Here is an 18245-nt window from a genome sequence, read left to right on the forward strand (position 1 = left end):
GAGCGCAGATGTCAGTCTCTGAGTCCGGTACGCACAACGCCGATGCCGTCAGCCCAAACGTCGAGAGAGATCCGGCGACGGGGCATCCGCGTCCGCCCCGGCGGGAATTCAAGGCGCGGGGCAGCTTTGTCAGACGCTGTGAGGGCTGTAACCTGCCTGAGCTCAATTGCCTCTGCTCCTATCAGGTCAAGGCCGAAAGCCATGCCCAGGTGTGGTTGCTGACCCATCCTCTGGAGCACTATAAGCCAACCAACACGGGTCGCCTGATCGGCGACGTGCTGTCGCAAACCAAGGTGTTTACCTGGTATCGCACGGCGCCCGATGAGCAGTTGATGGCGCTGCTGGACGACCCGCGCTACGCGCCCTTTGTAATATTTCCCGATGATCAGCCCGACTATGCTGACCGCGTGGTGTCGTTGGCGGCGGTGAGTGACGCAAGGCAAAGCGGCAAGATTCCGGTGTATATACTGCTGGACGGCACCTGGCGCCAGGCACGGCGAATTTTCCGAAAAAGCCCCTACCTTGATGCGTTGCCAGTGCTGCCGCTGCGCACCGAGCGGGAGACCCGCTACCGTCTGCGCAAGCCTGCCTCCAAAGCGCATCTTTGCACCGCCGAAGTGGCTATCGAGCTGCTGCGGCAGGGTGGAGACACCTCCGCTGCGGAGGTGCTGGATGATTACTTTGAGGTGTTCAACGATAGCTATGCGGCGAGCCGGTCGTATCACAAGATCGACCCGCCGACGGCGGCGATGCAGCGCTTAGCAGCCTGTCGGACTTAACACTGATCTACTGCGAATCCATGCTTCTCGCGACGATCGGTCAAGCCCGACAGGCTGCTAGCCGCCAAACAGCGTACCGGCGATTCTGAAACCGGCTACCCAGGTACCCACCGCTGAACCGAGCGTGGCGAGAATAAATACCAGCAGCGTGCGCGACACACGGTTTTTCCACCAGCCTTTCAGGTTCACCACATCGTTGCGCAGGGTGGCAAAGTCGCGCACCTTGGGCTTGCGCATGTAAAGCTCGACCCCGGCGGCCACAAACCCGGCGCCAATCGTCGGGTTTAGCGACGTCAGCGGTGCGGCAAAGAAGGTGGCGATCACGGTGACCGGGTGGGCTAGAGCGGCGATGGTGGCGCCGGCAGATAAAACCCCGTTGATCAAAAACCATTCGGTGACAAGCTGCCAGCCCAGGTCGGTGTTGCGCGAGAAGCCAATGGCAAAACCGACCAATACCAGAGCGGTAATCAGCCAGGGAACCAGTTTCCAAATTTTAGACGGCGGCGGGGTGGCCTCCAGGGTGGCGATTTCTTCGCCAGGGTTGGCGGGCAGCGGCGCTTCAAGATGCTCGACGGTGCCCTTCAAATGACCGGCGCCCAGCACCACCAGCACGTTTCGGTAACCCCCTGAAGGCGTTTCTTCGGCAAGGCGCAGCGCCATATAGCGGTCGCGCTCGCGGATCAGCGGGTTATAAAGCGCTTCCGACTGGGCGGCAAATTCGCTGAACGTGGCTTCGAGCATATCGCCTTCCTTGAGCTTCTCGATATCTTCCTTCGAGACGTCTTCCCGGGAGAGCACGCTGCCGATCAAGCCGGTAAACAGCGAGAAGCGCTGCCACCAGGGCACATTGCGGTAAATGCGCCTGAGCGTGATACCGACGTCACGGTCGACCAGCAGCAACGGTAGCTGTTTGCCCTTGCAGGCCTCGACGGCGGCTCTCATTTCAGCCCCGGGCTGAATGCCCGATTGGTCGGCAATACGTTGTTGAAACGCCCCCAGAGCGAGGCTGGCGGCGACCATGCCGGCCTTGCCTTGCTTGAATACCTGGAAGAGGTCCTGCTCTCCCATGGCATCAGGGTTCGCCATGCTGTGGTGTCGGGCATCGCACAGCTCAATGGCAACGGCGTCAAAGCGGCCGGTGTCAATCAACTGGCGCACGTCGTTGGCGCTCTCTTCCGAGACGTGCGCGGTGCCTAGCAGCGTGTAGCGGGTATCGCCCACCGTAATCACGTTTATCGGGCCGCTGGTCGCGGGCAGTGCGTCGCTGTCGGGCACTGTTGATGTAACGTCTTCCTGGGTCATGACAACGTCTCGATTCAATAAATAAGCAGGCAGCGGTGGTGGGTTAGCGCCGCCAGAAGGCAGGCGTAAACAGTACCAGCACGGTGAAAATTTCCAAACGGCCCAGCAGCATGGCAAACACCAGAATCCATTTCGCGATACCGGGCATATCGCCATAGTGGCTGCTGGCTTCGCCAAGTGCCGGTCCCAGATTGTTCAAGGCAGAGCCCACGGTTGACCAGGCGGTGACCTGATCCACCCCTGTGGCCATGACGCCTACCAGCATCAAGAAAAACAGCAGCACATAGACCGAGAAAAAGCCCCACACCGCCTGGGCGATACTGTCGGGCACGCTGACTTTACCGACTTTAACGGCAATGACGGCGTTGGGATGGATCAAGCGCATGACCTCGCGCATGCCCTGCTTCATGATCAGAATGATGCGGATGACCTTCATCCCGCCTGCGGTGGAGCCGGAGCAGCCCCCCACAAAAGCCGCCACAAACAGCAGGAAAGGCAGGGCGCCCGGCCAGCCCGAGAAATCAGCCACGGCAAACCCGGCGGTGGTGGCAACGGAGACGACCTCAAACAGCGCATGGCGTAGCACGTCGATATCGCTGTAGGTGTTACTCAGCCATAGGGTGGTTACGGTAATGGTGGTCAGCCCGGCAAGAAACAGCATCAGAAACCGGGCTTCCGGATCCTGGAAGTAGTGTGTCAGGCGTTTTTCGCGCCAGGCGATAAAGTGCAGGCTGAAGCTGAACGCCGAAATCAGCATAAAGCCCACGCTGATCATTTCGATCGCGGCGCTGTCAAAATAGCCGATACTGGCGTCGTGGGTGGAAAAGCCGCCAATGGCTACCGTCGAAAAACTGTGCCCCAGCGCATCGAACCAGTTCATGCCAGCCGCCATATAGGCCAGCATGCAAGCCACCGTCAACGTGGCGTAGATATACCACAGCGCCTTGGCAGTTTCGGTGATGCGCGGGGTCAGCTTGGAATCTTTCAAAGGGCCGGGTATTTCCGTGCGGTAAAGCGCCATGCCGCCAACGCCAAGTGTGGGCAGAATCGCCACGGCCAAAACCACGATCCCCATGCCGCCCAGCCATTGGAGCTGCTGGCGGTAGTAGAGAATCGATTCGGGCAGAAAGTCGATTCCCGTTATGACCGTCGCGCCCGTGGTGGTCAGCCCCGAAAAAGACTCGAAGACTGCATCGGTCAAACCGAGCGCCTCATCGCCAAACAGCATCAAGGGCAGCGAGCCGAACAGGGCCAGCACGGTCCAGAACATGGCGGCGATAATGAAGCCGTCGCGCACGCGCAGCTCTTTTTGTGCGCGACGGTTGGGTAAGTAGAAACACAGCCCCGTCGCCACGGTAATGGCCATGGCCATCATAAAGGCGTCCCAAACGCCGTCGCGAAACCACACGGAAATCAGCATGGGGGGGAGCATGGTGAGGCTGAAGAGCATCAACAGCAGCCCCAGGATTCGTAGAATAACCCTCAGGCTCATGGCTGTTCTAGGCTCCCCTGGTCAATAAGTTGCGCGCCGAATTTAAGCATCAGAAGAACGTCAGCCCTACTTGGAACAAGCGCTCCACGTCGCGAATGCGCCGCTTGTCGATGACGAACAGGATGACGTGGTCTCCACTTTCCACCACGATGTGGTCGTGGGCGATCATCACCTCTTTACCACGCACGATCGCGCCGATGGTGGTGCCCTCGGGCAGGTCGATCTCGCGAATGGTGCGCCCGACCACCCTTGATGACTGCTTGTCGCCATGGGCGATGGCCTCGATGGCCTCGGCGGCGCCCCGGCGCAGCGAGTGGACGTTGACGATATCGCCCCGGCGCACGTGGGTCAGCAGGCTGCCGATCGTTGCCTGTTGAGGGGAAATGGCAATATCGATCTCGCCGCCCTGAACCAGATCGACATAGGCGGCGTTATTGATCAGCGTCAGCACCTTTTTGGCGCCCATCCGCTTGGCCAGCAGCGACGACATGATATTGACTTCATCGTCGTTGGTCAGCGCGCAGAAAATATCGCAGTCTTCGATGTTCTCTTCTTCCAGCAGCCGCTTGCTGGTGGCGCTGCCGTGGAGCACCACGGTACGGTCGAGCCGCTCGGAGAGCGTGGTGCAGCGCTCCAGGCTGTGTTCGATAATCTTGACCTGGTGGCTGTGCTCCAGATGCTCCGCCAGGCGCTCGCCGATATTGCCGCCCCCGGCGATCACCACGCGGCGGAAATCCCGTTCGACGCGGCGCAGCTCGCTCATTACCGCGCGGATATCGCGCCGGGCGGCGAGGAAGAAGACCTCGTCGTCGGCTTCAATGACGGTATCGCCACGGGGAATGATCGGTCGATTGCGGCGGTAGATCGCTGCCACCCGGGTATCCACGTTGGGCATATGGCGGCGTAGAAAAGCCAGGTCCTGTCCCACCAGCGGGCCGCCGTAGAACGCCTTGACGGCCACCAGTTGTACAAGCCCACCCGCGAATTCCAACACCTGCAGCGCGCCGGGGTGCTCGATAAGGCGGCGCACGTGGTCGGTGACCACCTGCTCGGGGCTGATCAGCACGTCGATGGGAATCGCTTCGTGGGCGAACAGCCCTTTGCGGGTCAGGTAGGCCGTCGCGCGCACCCGGGCGATTTTTGTCGGGGTACGGAACAGGGTATGCGCCACCTGGCAGGCGATCATGTTGATCTCATCGCTGCTGGTCACGGCAATCAGCATGTCGGCGTCTTCACAGCCTGCCTGACGCAGTACAATGGGGTAGGAACCCGCGCCGGTCACCGTGCGAATATCGAGCTTGGTATGCAGCTCGCGCAGCTTTTTGGCATCGGTATCGATGACGGTGATGTCGTTTTCCTCACGGGCAAGGTGCTCCGCGAGGGTGCCGCCGACCTGGCCGGCGCCGAGAATGATGATTTTCATTGCTGAGCATCGTTTCCGTTTAGAGCGCCAGCGATGCCTCGTTAATTGCGCGAGGCGGCCTATCGTGCGCTGCAATAAAGACGGCGGCCAGTGTAAACCAGCCGCCGCCGAAAAGCAGGTGGGGATTATTCCAGGGTAAAGCCAACCTTGATCGTGACCTGCCAGTGTGCGACCCGGCCATCTTCGATGTGGCCGCGGGTGTCGGTCACTTCCAGCCAGCGCATATGCTTGACGGTTTCAGACGCCTTGGCGAGCGCGCTCTGCACGGCGTCTTCAATTCCTTTTTCGGAAGAACCGGTTAGCTCAATGTGCTTATAGGTGTGATGACTCATGGTATCTCCATCCGTGTCATGAATTCACTGCCTGTCATTACGGAAAATGCGTTAGGCAGCCTGCTTCTCTAGTCTGGCATAAAAAAAGCCGTCGTGACTGCTCACTTCGGGGAACAATTGGCGCCCCTGGCCGCTGGGCATGCCCCAGGCGACATCGTCCGGCGTGGTGACGACAGCATCGGGTGTCCGGGCAAGAAATGCCTCGATTTGATCGGCATTTTCCTCTGGCAGCACCGAGCAGGTCGCGTACAGTAGTGTGCCGCCGGGGCGCAACATCGCCCAAAGATTATCCAGCAGCTGGCGCTGCAGAGTGGCGAGCTTGCCAATGTCGTCGGGGCGTCGCAGCTTCTTGATATCCGGGTGGCGGCGAATGACCCCGGTGCCGGAGCAGGGCGCGTCCAGGAGGATGGCGTCATACGGCGTGCCGTTCCACCAGTCGCGCTGGGTGGCATCGGCGTGCTGCAGGTCGGCGGTCAGGCCCAGCCGGCTCAGGCTGTCGTCAACCCGCCCCAGGCGCTGGTTGTCGCTATCGATGGCGGTGAGCGCGATATCGAACTGCTCCAGCAGATGGGCGGTCTTGCCGCCGGGCGCGCAGCAGGCGTCCAGCACCTGTGCGCCCGGGCGTGGCGCAAGCGCCGGGCCGAGCAGCGCCGCGCTCAGTTGGGCGGCCTCATCCTGGACGCTGACCAAGCCACGCTCGAAACCGGGCAGCGTGGCAACATCGCAGGGCTGCTCAAGGGTGATGCCATCCGGCGCGTGAACGCAGAGCTGGCCGCCCAGGCCGGTTTCAGTGAGCAGCGACAGGTAGGTTTCGCGATCCTGATGGCGCTGGTTCACGCGCAGCGTCATGGGGCCGGGCTGGTTATTGGCCTCGGCGATGGCCTGCCACTGCTCCGGCCATGCCTGACGCAGTGTTTTCAACAGCCAGGCGGGATGCTCGAGGGCGACGTGGGCATCGCGGTCGACCGTCGCCTCTAGGTCGGCGGCTTCACGCTGCAAGCGACGCAGACAGCCGTTGAGTACCCGGGTTGCCCAGTCCTTGCCGAGCAACCGCGCGGCGCCAGCGGTTTCACCCACGGCGGCATGGGCCGGAATGCGCATATACAGCAGCTGGTAGATGCCGATCAGTAGTAAGGCCTGAACATCGCTGTCGCGCTTTTTGAACGGCTGCTTAAGCAGTTGACCGGCCAATGCTTCCAGGCGCGGCAAACGCCGACAGGTGCCGTAGCAAAGCTCTTTGAGTAGGCTGCGATCCCGGGCGATCACGCTATGTTCATCCAGCCCCGCGAGGGATCCCTTGTCGGTGAGCACCGGTACGAGCCCCTTGGCGGCGGCGGCGCGTACTTCCAGGCCGCTGCCTTCTTTGGGTGCGCGAGGCTGATTCATGACGGTGCTCCTTCTTGCGGGCTGGGCCCCAGGCGCGTGCCCGGGATAAGGCGTGTCTGGCGGGCGTGGAGCAACTCGCGGGCTGGCAGCGCCTTACCCCCGGGAAGTTGGGCGCGGCTGACGCAAAGCACCTGGCGACCTTCGGCGCCACAGGCGATTCGCAAGTGATCCTCGTCGTGTTCGAGCAACATGCCGGGGGGGGTTGGCGACTGTTCACCGGGCTCGGCACTTGCCTTCAGCAGGCGCAAGCGGTCGTCGCCCAGGGCGCACCAGGCAACCGGCCAGGGGTTGAAGGCGTGAATGGTGCGTACCAGCTGTTCGGCAGACTGGCTGAAATCCAGCTCGGCCTCGGCCTTGGTGAGCTTGGCGGCGTAGGTGACGCCGTCTTCTGGTTGGGGCGACGCTGTAATTCGCCCTGTGTCCAGCTCGTCCAGCACCTGAACCAGCGCATTGGCTCCTTGAAGGGCCAGCCGGTCGTGCAGGTCGCCGCCAGTGGTCTGGTCGGTGATCGGCGTACGCACCTCAAGCAGCATGTCGCCGGTATCCAGGCCGGCATCCATTTGCATGATGGTCACGCCGGAAACGCTGTCACCGGCTTCAATGGCGCGCTGGATCGGCGCCGCGCCGCGCCAGCGGGGTAGCAGCGAGGCGTGAACGTTAAGGCAGCCCAGTCGAGGCATATCCAGCACGGCCTGGGGTAACAGCAACCCGTAAGCCACCACGACCATCACGTCGGCGTTCAGCGCTGCCAGGGTCGCCTGGGCATCGGCTCCTTTCAGGCTTTCAGGCTGGTGGACCGGCAGTTCATGCTCAAGTGCCAGGCGTTTGACAGGGCTTGGGGTGAGCTTGCGTCCGCGCCCGGCGGGACGGTCGGGCTGGGTATAGGCGGCGACCACCTGATGCTGGCTTTCCAGCAGGGCGGCCAGGCTTGAGGCAGCGAATTCCGGGGTACCCGCAAAAACAACGCGCAATGATGACATGGACACAGGGACCTGGCGGCAAAAGTAAACGTGACAGTAATCTTGGACAACAAGACGCGGTCAGGCGTCCTGCATCTGCTTGTGGCGCTTTTCCATTTTCTTGCGAATCCGGTCACGCTTGAGGGGCGACAGATAGTCGACAAACAACACACCCTCCAGGTGGTCGTACTCATGCTGAATACAGTGCGCCAGTAGGCCGTCGGCTTCAAGCGTGTAGGGCTCGCCGTTGCGATCCAGCGCTTTCAACTCCACGTTCAGGTAACGCGGCACTTCAGCGTAGTGCTCCGGAATCGACAGACAGCCTTCCGACAGCGGCTCTTTTTCGTCGCCGATGGGGGTATAGCTGGGATTGATAAGAACCAGCGGCTGGGAGTTGTCGTCGCTGACATCCATGACCACCACGCGGCGGTGAACGTCCACCTGGGTTGCGGCAAGGCCGATCCCCTTGGCGTCGTACATGGTTTCCAGCATGTCATCGACGAGCTTGCGCACTTCATCATCGACGCTTTGAACTGCTTTGGCCTTGGTGCGCAGGCGCTCGTCAGGGAATTCGAGAATGGCGAGTTTGGCCATGGCGTTGCTACCACCGTTGTGCTGAACTGAGTAATCGCTTGAGCAGTGCGTCAATGGGGTCGCATGCCCAAGTGCTTTATTTATGACCTGAGTACTTTATGATCGACCACTATATCATGCTGTCAATGTTCCGGGCATGCCTGCCCGGTGGTGCAGCGCGAATCACCCGCGTAATCGCAGGTAAAAAAACAGGGGGCAGGATGGGGGCTGGACAACGCAGGCGATATGGCGCGGGCGCTTGGTTCATCGGCGCACTGACGATATTGATGTCACTGGATGCGGGCGCCTGGGAGCGCGTTCGCGACTCGGCACCCGAGCGCTACACGGTGGCAGAGGGCGACACCCTCTGGGACATTGCGGGCCGGTTCTTGCATGCGCCCTGGCAGTGGCCTGAGCTTTGGCAGACCAATCCTGCCATTCGCAATCCACACCTTATTTACCCCGGCGATGTACTCACCTTAAGCGATTGCCAGGGCGATCCCTGCCTGTCCTTTTCACGGGAGCAGCGGGTAGTGACACTCTCGCCCAAGATGCGCACCGTGCCTCGCCGGGAAGCAATACCCCCCATCGACGCGAGTATTATCCGGCCGTTCCTGGGTGATCATCGTATCAAGGAGGGGGACCCCGCCGCCGACGCCATGGCTTATGTCGTGGCCGGTCACCAGGGACGCTTGATCAGCGGGGCGGGGGATTCGCTGTATGTGCGCGGGCAGGTGCCAAGGCAAGCGGACGTGGGTATTTATCGGCCCGCCGACACCTATACGGCTAACGATGGCACGGTCCTGGGTACCGAACTGATCAAGATCGGCGAGGCCCGCTACCTGCGCGCCGATGCGGATGTCGCCCAGTTGAGAGTGCTGAGCGCCGCACAGGAAATACGCAACAACGACCTTGTCTTGCCGCTGGAAACCTCGCCACTGAATGACGACATGGTGCCCCGTGCACCGCGCAATGCGTTATCCGGGACATTGATCGGCGTACCGGGCGGGGTGCGCTTTATCGGCCGTCTGCAGGTGGTGACGATCGACTTAGGCACGCTGGATGGCGTCCAGGCCGGGCATGTCTTCCAGATTGCCGAGCAGGGTGAGGTCGTCAATGATCCACGTAGCCAGGAGCCGCTTAGGTTACCTGACGAGGCCGCCGGCACCTTGATCGTCTTCAACCCCTATGATCACGTGAGCTATGCGCTGGTGATGGAGGCCTCCCGAGTGCTGGAGGTTGGTGATCTTGTAAGGACGCCGCCGCGCTAGATCAGTTGGGTCAATCGTCGATAGGTGGAATGAGGAGAGGTAATGGATACCAGGGAATGGTTAGTGGTCAATGCACTGCCGGGGGTGGGGGCCCAACGAATCGCTGAGCTGGTGGCCCAACAACCGCAATGGCCACAAGGGTGGCTGGCGGGTTTGCCCAGCAAGGCAGCCAGTGCGCTTCGATTGTGGTGTGAGCACCCCACAAAAAGCCCCCTGCAACGTGAGGTCGAGACGAGTCTGACCTGGCAGTCCAGTGCGCCAGGGCGCACGCTTTTGCACCGCGACCACCCCGCATGGCCAAGGCTACTCAATCAAATACCTGATCCGCCAGCCGTCCTCTGGGCGCAGGGCGACCTGGGCGCCCTTGAGCGACCGACACTTGCCATGGTGGGCACGCGTCGGCCGACATCGGAAGGCACGTATAATGCGCAAACTTTCGCTCGGGAATTGGCCGAGCGAGGTTGGAGTATCGTCAGCGGAATGGCCTTAGGGATTGACGGGGTGGCCCAGCAAGCTGCCCTGGACGCGGGCGGTAGCAGCGTAGCGGTATTGGGCTGCGGGATTGATGTGATTTATCCCGCCCGCCATCGCGCGCTGTATCAACAGCTCAGCGATTCGCCGGGAGGACTGGTGCTGGCTGAACATCCGCCGAGCACCAGGGCCCACCCGGCTTTTTTTCCGCGCCGTAACCGTATCGTGACAGGTTTATCGCTGGGTACGCTGGTGGTCGAAGCGGCCGAGAAAAGCGGCTCGCTGGTCAGCGCCCGCCTGGCCATGGAGCAGGGCCGCGATGTGTTTGCCCTGCCCAGTTCGTTGCACAATCAGCAGGCACGTGGCTGCCTGCAGTTGTTGCGCCAGGGGGCGGCAATGGCCTGCGACCCCGAGGATATCGTCAGCGAGCTGCAGCATTGGGCGAGCGAGTTTCTGCCCGCCCCAGGGGTAGGTATCGCTGCCCACCGGTCGGCAACTGACACCGCAGTCGAACCGCTGCCCGATGCGCTGCTCGGCTTGCTGAGCGCCTCCCCCACGCCCATCGACGCGCTGGTTCAACAAAGCGGCAGCTCGGTGAGTGACTGCCAGCAACGTCTGCTGATGCTGGAAATCGAGGGCTGGGTCGCATCCCGGGCGGGTGGTTGGGTGCGTTTACCCCGGCCATGATAAGATAATGTTTCCTTTACCATAACGGGTGGAGACTTCATGACGACAGCGGCTGAACTGGATAAAGCCGTTCGCGCATTGCGCAACGGTGGCGTTATTGCCTGCCCAACGGAAGCGGTGTGGGGATTAAGCTGTGACCCTGACAACGACGAAGCGCTGGCTCAGTTAATGCGCTTGAAGGCCCGCGATCCAGCCAAGGGCGTGATTCTGGTGGCGGCATCGATTGGCCAGTTTCAGCCGTGGCTCACACAGTTGCCGCTGGCCCTGCATGCACCATTGATTGCCAGTTGGCCGGGGCCGAACACCTGGCTGGTGCCGGATAACGGACGCAGTCACGGTCTGGTCCGCGGTGCGCACAGTAAAGTGGCGCTGCGGGTCACTGACCACCTGCTGATGCAGGCGCTTTGCGACGCCTTTGGTGGCCCGCTGGTATCGACCTCTGCCAACGTGGCCGGCGATCCCCCGGCGACCAATGCAGATGACGTCAGGGCGGTGTTTGGCGACCAGTTGGCGGCGATCATCGACGGCGAGCTAGGCGGTAACGAACGGCCCAGCAAGATCCGGGATCTCGTCAGTGGCAGCGTGATACGCAGTTAATCGATCATCAGGAGACGACGTGGCGCACGAACATCTGGATACCGTCAAGAACTACCTGCTGGATCTGCAGGAACGTCTTTGCGAGGGGCTGGCAAGCGCCGACGGACAGGCAAACTTCAAGCAGGATGAATGGGACCGTGAAGAAGGCGGCGGTGGCCGCTCGCGGGTAATCGAAAATGGCGGCGTGTTTGAAAAAGGTGGCGTCAATTTCTCGCATGTTTTCGGTACCCAGTTGCCGCCCTCGGCCACAGCCGCACGACCGGAACTTGCCGGGCGCAGTTTTCACGCGGTCGGGGTTTCCTGGGTGCTGCATCCGGAAAATCCCCATGTGCCCACCAGCCACGGCAACGTACGATTCTTTATCGCCGAAAAAGCGGGCGAGCCGCCGGTCTGGTGGTTTGGTGGCGGCTATGACTTAACGCCGTTCTACCCGGTGTTTGACGATGTAGTGCACTGGCACAAGGTAGCTAGCGCGGCCTGCGCACCGTTTGGGGACGACGTTTACGCGCGCTACAAGGCCTGGTGCGATGAGTACTTCTATCTCAAGCACCGAGGGGAAACCCGAGGCGTGGGTGGCTTGTTCTTTGATGATCTCAACGACGGCAGCTTTGAAGACTGCTTTGCTTTTCAACGTGCCGTCGGCGACAGCTTTCTGGACGCCTACCTGCCGATTGTCGAACGTCGTCGTGGCGATGCCTGGAACGAGCAGCAGCGTCAATTCCAGCTTTATCGCCGCGGACGCTATGTCGAGTTCAACCTGGTATGGGATAGAGGGACGCTGTTTGGCCTGCAAAGCGGGGGGCGCACTGAGTCCATTCTGATGTCGATGCCACCCTTGGCCCGCTGGGAATATGCGTTCACCCCGGAGAACGATAGCCCCGAGGCGAAGCTCAATGAGTATCTTGTGCCCCGCGACTGGCTCGACGAAGCCACCGCAACGCGTGGCGAGGAGGTTCTATGACCGATCGTTACGCCGTCTTTGGCAATCCCATTGGCCACTCCAAATCTCCCATGATTCACGCCGACTTTGCCGATCAAACAGGGGAGGACATCGACTATACCGCCATGGAGCCGCCGATAGGCGAGCTGGCGGCGGCGTGGCAGGCGTTTTGCGCCGAGGGTGGACGAGGTGCCAATGTGACCGTGCCGTTCAAGGCGGATGCTTTCGCGCTCTGCGATACGCTGAGCCATCGTGCCCGTCGGGCAGGGGCAGTGAATACGCTGATTCTGGGCGGTAATGGCCGCACCTACGGGGATACCACCGATGGCGTTGGCCTGGTTCGTGATCTGGCTTATCACCGTGTGGCGCTAGCGGGAAAGCGTGTCTTGATAGTCGGCGCAGGCGGCGCCGTGCGCGGTATTCTGGAGCCCCTGCTCGGTGAGCAGCCCAATGAAATGGTCGTGGTCAATCGCACGGCAGAAAAAGCTCGGCAACTGGCCGATGATTTTGCCGACTTGGGGCCGATCAAGGGCGGTGGTTTCGACGCTCTGGAAGGCAAATTTGACGTGGTCATCAATGGTACCAGCGCCAGCCTTTCGGGCGACTTGCCGCCGCTACCCGACGAGCTGTTTGCCAATGGCGCCTGGGCCTATGACATGATGTACGGTGTCGAGCCGACGGTGTTTTTAAAGTGGGCCGGGCCCCGAGGGGCGAAACTCCTGGACGGACTGGGCATGCTGGTCGAGCAGGCGGCAGAAGCGTTTTACCTCTGGCGCAATCAGCGCCCTGATACAGCGCCGGTTCGGGCGCGGCTGCGTCAGTCACTGAACTACGAATAGCTGAACTGTGCTAGCTGGATATAGCTAAGGAGCGACTTTTCGGGGTCACCCGAGGGCCGTAACCCTGATGAACCGCCGCTGCCGAGAGGCAGCGGCGGTTGTTTATTATGGGCGTGGACAGTTGGGCGTGCGGCCGTTGTTGCGCGCCTGTTCAAAGGTGGCCATGGCATTGCTCATGCTCGCTTGCAGCCCTTCAATCCGCTGGCCTTGGCTTGGGTGGGTCGACATCCAGGCCGGCGGTGCGCCACCGCCAGATGCTTGCTGCATGTTTTGCCACAGCGTGACGCTCTCACGCGGGTCAAACCCGGCCCGGGCCATCAACTCCAGGCCAATGGTATCCGCTTCGCTTTCATGGCGACGCGAGAAGGGCAGCATGATGCCGTATCGTGCCCCCATGCCAAGGACGCCCATCAGCTGCTCACCACCTGCGCCTTCCAGGCCGGAAGCGCTGGAAATGACGGAAAGCCCCAGTTGGGTCGCGCTTTGGGTCGATGCCCGCTCATTGGAGTGCTTGGCGAGCACGTGGCCGATTTCGTGGGCGACCACTGACGCCACCTGGTCCTGATTGGTGGCGATATCCAGCATGCCGGTATGTAAGCCCATATAGCCGCCGGGTAGCGCAAAGGCGTTAGGCTCTTCAGCCTCGAAGACACGGATTTGCCAGTCCATCTGCTGCTGGTCCTGAGGGAGTTCCGCGACAATGGCATTGGCAATGCATTGCGCGTAGCGCTGGCTTGCCTGACCGGCACTGGGCAATTCCTGCTGATACTGGTTAAAGGCCTGGCTACCCATGTTGTTGAGTTCCTCGTCGGATAACAACAACAGCTGTGAGCGCCCGGTAGGCGATGTCGAACAGGCCGCAACAGCAAGACACAGGGCCGTAATGGCGAGAGGGCGAAACCAGCGCATGGTGTATTTCCTTTTGTGAAAGTGAATTCCTTGCCCCAAGATAACGGCTGTACAGGGTAAATCAATCCTCATGCGAATAATTCACCAAGAGAGTCGTTATGGATGCCGAATTAAGCCAGCGCTTAACCCACTTACTCGATCGACTGGACCATTGGTTACCACCCGCAGCCGAACCGGTTAATTGGCAGACGGAAGTCGCCGCGCTGTGGCAGCGTCACCCGCTGGGCGGGCGTCTGGTGGCGGTGCCGCCAAGGGATGCGCTAGCGCTTGACGACCTGCTGGGCATTGAACGGCAAAAGCAGGCGCTGGTGGATAATACCCGGGCGTTTCTACAAGGCTTGCCGGCCAACCACGCGCTACTTTGGGGCGCGCGAGGCAGCGGCAAGTCGTCGGTGGTACGCGCGCTGCTTAACGCACTGGCAGGTGAGGGGCTACGCCTGGTTCAGATTGACCGCCATGAACTCGCCAGCTTGCCGGTACTGGTCGAACAGCTGCGTCATCAGCCACAACGCTTCGTCGTGTACTGTGACGACCTCTCTTTCGAGGGCAACGACGATGCCTACAAGGCGCTCAAGAGCGTACTCGATGGGGCGCTCACCGGCCCGCCGGAAAACGTATTGCTGTATGCCACCTCGAACCGTCGTCATTTGCTGCCCGAATCGATGGACGACAACAGCGGCTCGCAGCTGGTCGGTGAGGAATTGCACCATGGCGATGCGGTGGAGGAGAAAATCTCGCTGTCGGACCGCTTTGGGCTATGGCTCAGCTTTCATCCCTTTAACCAGGCAACCTACCTGGACGTGTGCGCTCATTGGGTCGCGCGGGTCAGCAGCGAAAACGTCAGCTGGGATGATGAGGCGCGTGCTGAAGCGCTGCGCTTTGCGACCCTGCGAGGCGGTCGCAGCGGCCGCACTGCCTGGCAGTTTGCGGCCCACTGGGTAGGCCGCAAGGGATTGCACGACAAGGCTTAGACGTTTAACGGCGGCTTTTGCGTGCCTCTTTGGTACGGTTGAGCTCGCGCTTTTTGGCTTTTTCCTTGTCGCTGGCGCCTGCCATGTGATCGAAGGGATTGTTGCCGGAGCGAAACTCGAAGCGCATGGGCGTGCCGCGCACTTTCAACACCTTGCGGAAGGTGTTCGTCAGGTAGCGGCGGTAGGCGTCCGGCAGTGCCTCGGTCTGATTGCCATGCACGACGATGATCGGTGGATTGCTGCCGCCCTGGTGGGCCATGCGCAGCTTGATGCGTCGCCCATGGATCATCGGCGGCGGGTGCTGGCTGACGGCATCCTGAAGCAGCGTGGTCAGGCGATTGGTGGACCAGTGGGCGTTGGCGGCATTGAAGGCTCGCTCGATCGACGGATAGAGATCGCCTACCGCCGTGCCGTGCAGCGCCGAGATAAAGTGCATCTCGGCATAGTCGGCAAAGCCCAGGCGGCGCTTGATCTCGTTACGCATCTTGTCCTTGGCTTCGCTTTCCAGTCCGTCCCATTTATTGACGGCCAGCACCAGGGCACGGCCGGAGGTAAGCACGTAATCGAGCAGGTGCAGGTCCTGCTCGACCAGCCCACTGCGCGCATCCAGCACCATGACCGCCACATGGCATTCCTTAATGGCATCCAGGGTCTTGATGATGGAAAACTTTTCGGCCACTTCACTGACGTTCTTGCGTCGCCGGACCCCGGCGGTATCAACCAGCACATAAGGCTTGCCGCGGCGCTCGAAAGGAATCTCGATGGCGTCACGCGTGGTACCGGCTTCATCGAAGACAACCACACGCTCTTCGCCCAGCAGGCGGTTGACCAGCGTCGATTTGCCCACATTGGGCCGCCCGATCACGCCGATACGAATGCCCTTGGTGCCGGTGTCGGCGGGTATGTCGGCATCGCGTTCGGGGAAGGGCTCGAGCACCGTATCCATCAGGGTCGAGACGTTGCGACCGTGAGCCGCCGCAATCGGCCATGGGTCACCCAGGCCAAGCGACCAGAAATCGCCCATGGCCGAGTGTTCTTCCAACCCATCGGTCTTGTTGACCACCAGCCAGGTTTTCTTCTGGTTGACCCGCAGGTGGTTGGCAATGGCCTCGTCGGCCATGTTCAAACCTGCCCGCGCATCAACCATGAACAGCACGATATCCGCTTCGTCGATGGCGGCCAGCGATTGCTCCGCCATGGCCGCATCGATGCCTTGTTCGTCGCCGCTGATGCCGCCGGTGTCGATCACCGTATAGGCTTTATTGCCCAGCATGCCGTTGCCATACTTGCGATCACGGGTCAGGCCAGGAAAGTCGGCGACCAGCGCATCCCGCGAGCGGGTAAGGCGGTTAAACAGCGTCGACTTGCCCACGTTAGGGCGGCCAACTAGCGCAATCACAGGTGTCATGGAGAGACTTCCAGCGTTTCAAAATGTCCGTCATTGGCCAGCACGTGAATCACGTCGCCTTCAGTGACCGCCGGGACGCTAATGCCCGAGCTGTCGACTTCGGTGCGACCCACCAGCTCACCTTCGCGGGCGTCGATCAGGTGCACATAGCCTTCAAAGTCACCCACCACCACACGCCCGTCAGCGAAGGCGGGGGCCGTCAGCCAGCGATCTTCCAGGGCGTCGTTGCGCCACACTTCCTGGCCATTGGTGCTGTCAATGGCGACCACGTGGCTGTCGTCGGTGACCACAAACAGCAGGTCACCCACCAGTAGGGGCGTGTGGCGGCTGGAGAGCTCGCGTTCCCATATAACATTGCCGCGGGTTGCCTCCAGTGCCACCAGCTGGCCGTTATAACTGGTCACGAACAGGCGGCCTTCGCGGCTGAGCACAGGCTGACCGGCAAGATCGACAAGGCGTTCGACTTCGCTGCGACCTTGCGGCGTGGCGATTTGCATATCCCACAATGGCTGGCCGTTACGGTTGTCGATGGTCGTCAACCGGCCGTTGGCCAGGCCGACAAAGCTGACGGGCTCGATAACCATCGGCGTGCCGGTACCGCGCAGTGTCAGTGACGGCAGTGAACCGGAAAAGACCCAGCGTTCGTCACCGCTTGCGCGGTCAAGGGCGGTCACCTGGCCGTCGATGCTTTGCACGACCAGCAATTCCGGGTTGGCCTGGGGGGCTGCCAGCACTTCGCTGGAGACCCGCGAGCGCCAGTTAACGCTGCCATTGCTTTGGTCCAGGGAAATGACTTCGCCGTTGCGCGTGCCCAGATAGACCTGTCCGGCAATCGCGGTCAAGGCACTGGAAATCGGCGTGTCCAGGTCGACTTCCCAGCGTTCTTCGCCGTCGTCGGCGCTAAACGACATCACCACGCCTTGCGCGTCGGCGGCGAAGACGTTATCGCCTTCGCGCGCTGGTGCAATGGGGTAACGCGCTCGACCCAGGCCGTCGCCTACGTCCTCTTCCCAAAGCGTCTCAAGGGTTGAGGTTGCTTCGAAACTTTTAAGCTCTTTGGGCGTGTAGGCGGGTTCGCTTTTGCTCGCACAGCCAGCCAGGAGGGCCAGTGCAGCGGCGCCCAGGGCCACACGCATGGCGGGGGTTGAAAAGGTGCGTTTCGAAAATGTAGATCTTGAAAACATTGATGTTGAAAACAGGGGGGTCATTGAGCTGTCTCCTCAGCGCCGAGATCGTCAAGCTTGAACTGCACGCCGTATAGCGGCTGGCCTTGTTGCTGTGCCAGCTCGAGAGCATCCTGCCAGGCGTTGCGAGCCTGATCGTTCTGGCCAAGTGCCATGTAAGCGTCGCCTCGCACGTTGGCTTGTTGGGCTGCCAGGGGTTCGGTGATCGGTTCATCGAGTAATTCGAGCGCGCGTTCGGGGTCCTCGTTGGCAATGGCGAGACGCGCTAACCGCAGCCAGGCAAGGCTTTGCACATAGCGCCGCGATGAGGATTCCGCCACCTGGGTAAGCGACTCAACGGCGCTGTCCAGGTCATCCTGCTGGACAGCCAGGCGGGCATCAAGCAGCAAGGCCAATTCAGCGTACAGGGTGTCGTCATGCTCACTGACGATCTCGTCGACCATCTCACGGGCTTCACTGAGCTGGTCGCCTTCGAGCTCGTTGCCAGCGGCGAGGCTAACCAACTGCTGATAGCGTACTGAGGCCGCCTCGGCTTTGTCGGCTTGATAATCCTGCCAGGCGTTCCAGCCGAATACGCCGGCTGCCGCCAGTGCAGCGCCAGCGATCAGTGACGTGCCGTTTTCTTTCCACCAGCGCTTGATCACATCCAGCTGTTCGTCTTCGCTTCTATCCGCCACGGGCGGTCTCCTATTCAGCAATAACCGCCGCTTACGGCAACGGTC

Annotated in this window: 18 protein-coding genes; 7 read left to right on the forward strand and 11 right to left on the reverse strand. The window is 61.2% G+C overall.

Annotation, left to right across the window (positions count from 1 at the left end):
• Positions 1-8: 8 nt before the first annotated feature.
• Entirely contained in the window at positions 9-779 is a 771-nt protein-coding gene (locus tag IT895_RS02915; RefSeq protein ID WP_199284632.1) for a tRNA-uridine aminocarboxypropyltransferase, read from the forward strand.
• A 57-nt stretch (positions 780-836) separates the two neighbouring features.
• Here the strand turns inward: IT895_RS02915 and IT895_RS02920 are convergent, their stop codons facing one another.
• The 7 genes from IT895_RS02920 to def form a co-directional block, all read right to left on the reverse strand.
• Positions 837-2081, reverse strand: a complete 1245-nt coding sequence (locus IT895_RS02920) for a TraB/GumN family protein (RefSeq protein WP_199284633.1) — start codon at positions 2079-2081, stop codon at positions 837-839.
• Positions 2082-2124: 43 nt separating this feature from the next.
• A complete protein-coding gene (locus tag IT895_RS02925) occupies positions 2125-3573 on the reverse strand; it encodes a TrkH family potassium uptake protein (RefSeq protein ID WP_199284634.1) in 1449 nt (482 codons plus the stop codon).
• Between the two features lie 49 nt (positions 3574-3622).
• Entirely contained in the window at positions 3623-4996 is a 1374-nt protein-coding gene (gene trkA, locus IT895_RS02930; protein ID WP_085918413.1) for a Trk system potassium transporter TrkA, read from the reverse strand.
• Positions 4997-5121: 125 nt separating this feature from the next.
• Positions 5122-5328, reverse strand: coding sequence for a dodecin (locus tag IT895_RS02935; protein WP_085918414.1), 207 nt, complete (start codon positions 5326-5328; stop codon positions 5122-5124).
• Between the two features lie 51 nt (positions 5329-5379).
• Entirely contained in the window at positions 5380-6714 is a 1335-nt protein-coding gene (gene rsmB / locus IT895_RS02940) for a 16S rRNA (cytosine(967)-C(5))-methyltransferase RsmB (protein WP_199284635.1), read from the reverse strand.
• Positions 6711-7694: a methionyl-tRNA formyltransferase gene (fmt, locus tag IT895_RS02945; protein WP_199284636.1), complete on the reverse strand. Its 984-nt coding sequence runs from the start codon at positions 7692-7694 to the stop codon at positions 6711-6713. The genes rsmB and fmt overlap by 4 nt, the downstream gene beginning before the upstream one ends.
• A gap of 60 nt (positions 7695-7754) precedes the next feature.
• Positions 7755-8267, reverse strand: coding sequence for a peptide deformylase (def, locus tag IT895_RS02950; protein ID WP_085918417.1), 513 nt, complete (start codon positions 8265-8267; stop codon positions 7755-7757).
• Positions 8268-8467: 200 nt separating this feature from the next.
• Here def and IT895_RS02955 point away from each other — a divergent pair, with 200 nt between their 5' ends.
• The 5 genes from IT895_RS02955 to aroE are packed head-to-tail and all read left to right on the forward strand — an operon-like array spanning position 8468 to position 13051.
• Complete coding sequence (locus IT895_RS02955) at positions 8468-9517, forward strand: LysM peptidoglycan-binding domain-containing protein (RefSeq protein WP_199285394.1); 1050 nt, start codon at positions 8468-8470, stop codon at positions 9515-9517.
• Between the two features lie 42 nt (positions 9518-9559).
• Positions 9560-10675, forward strand: a complete 1116-nt coding sequence (gene dprA, locus IT895_RS02960; protein ID WP_199284637.1) for a DNA-processing protein DprA — start codon at positions 9560-9562, stop codon at positions 10673-10675.
• A 39-nt stretch (positions 10676-10714) separates the two neighbouring features.
• Positions 10715-11272: an L-threonylcarbamoyladenylate synthase gene (locus IT895_RS02965; protein ID WP_199284638.1), complete on the forward strand. Its 558-nt coding sequence runs from the start codon at positions 10715-10717 to the stop codon at positions 11270-11272.
• A gap of 19 nt (positions 11273-11291) precedes the next feature.
• Complete coding sequence (hemF, locus tag IT895_RS02970) at positions 11292-12233, forward strand: oxygen-dependent coproporphyrinogen oxidase (protein WP_199284639.1); 942 nt, start codon at positions 11292-11294, stop codon at positions 12231-12233.
• Positions 12230-13051, forward strand: a complete 822-nt coding sequence (gene aroE, locus IT895_RS02975) for a shikimate dehydrogenase (protein ID WP_199284640.1) — start codon at positions 12230-12232, stop codon at positions 13049-13051. The genes hemF and aroE overlap by 4 nt, the downstream gene beginning before the upstream one ends.
• Positions 13052-13156: 105 nt before the next feature.
• Here the strand turns inward: aroE and IT895_RS02980 are convergent, their stop codons facing one another.
• On the reverse strand, positions 13157-13960 hold the full coding sequence (locus tag IT895_RS02980; protein ID WP_199284641.1) for a M48 family metallopeptidase: 804 nt from the start codon (positions 13958-13960) through the stop codon (positions 13157-13159).
• Between the two features lie 98 nt (positions 13961-14058).
• On the opposite strand from IT895_RS02980, the gene IT895_RS02985 reads away from it, so the two are divergent.
• Positions 14059-14931: an ATP-binding protein gene (locus IT895_RS02985; protein ID WP_199284642.1), complete on the forward strand. Its 873-nt coding sequence runs from the start codon at positions 14059-14061 to the stop codon at positions 14929-14931.
• 4 nt (positions 14932-14935) lie between these two features.
• Here the strand turns inward: IT895_RS02985 and der are convergent, their stop codons facing one another.
• The 3 genes from der to IT895_RS03000 all read right to left on the reverse strand — a co-directional run bounded on the left by der (position 14936) and on the right by IT895_RS03000 (position 18200).
• Positions 14936-16339, reverse strand: a complete 1404-nt coding sequence (gene der / locus IT895_RS02990; RefSeq protein WP_066321888.1) for a ribosome biogenesis GTPase Der — start codon at positions 16337-16339, stop codon at positions 14936-14938.
• Positions 16336-17475: an outer membrane protein assembly factor BamB gene (gene bamB / locus IT895_RS02995; RefSeq protein WP_233337411.1), complete on the reverse strand. Its 1140-nt coding sequence runs from the start codon at positions 17473-17475 to the stop codon at positions 16336-16338. The genes der and bamB overlap by 4 nt, the downstream gene beginning before the upstream one ends.
• Positions 17476-17543: 68 nt before the next feature.
• A complete protein-coding gene (locus IT895_RS03000; protein WP_199284643.1) occupies positions 17544-18200 on the reverse strand; it encodes a YfgM family protein in 657 nt (218 codons plus the stop codon).
• Positions 18201-18245: the final 45 nt, after the last annotated feature.

Source organism: Halomonas sp. A40-4, assembly GCF_015767635.1.
In the GTDB taxonomy this organism is placed as follows: Bacteria; Pseudomonadota; Gammaproteobacteria; order Pseudomonadales; family Halomonadaceae; genus Vreelandella; species Vreelandella janggokensis.